This window comes from Bacillus sp. DNRA2 (genome assembly GCF_012843265.1).
Classification (GTDB): Bacteria; Bacillota; Bacilli; order Bacillales; family Cytobacillaceae; genus Bacillus_BU.
The window spans coordinates 1-280 of the sequence record NZ_JABAIT010000095.1 but is presented as its reverse complement, the minus strand read 5'-3'; the positions used below and the strand labels follow the sequence as shown (position 1 = coordinate 280).

General features: G+C 41.8%; 1 pseudogene. It reads left to right on the top strand.

The window, feature by feature from the left end:
* A pseudogene (locus HHO41_RS22180) lies at positions 1–280 on the top strand (RNA-guided endonuclease TnpB family protein); the annotation flags it as partial.

Sequence of the window (280 nt, the reverse complement as noted above, 5' to 3'; positions counted from 1 at the left end):
AAACGTCGGGTTATACGCGATAAAGCAATGCTACTTGAACCACGGAAGAATGGCTACTGTAAACGAAGTGGACGCTGCAATGCAAGCGGATGTGAATTAATGGGGCATTCAATCAAACTCCGTTCAAGCTATTCGTAGAACACTGTTTTCGGAAACAAAGAGCTTTTTTAAAGCATTGGACCAATGGAAGAAAACTCCTGAAAAATTCACTGGTCGTCCTAAGTTTCCGAGGTATTCTGGCTCCACTGAAAAGAGGATTATTGAAATCTATCAAGTTCCG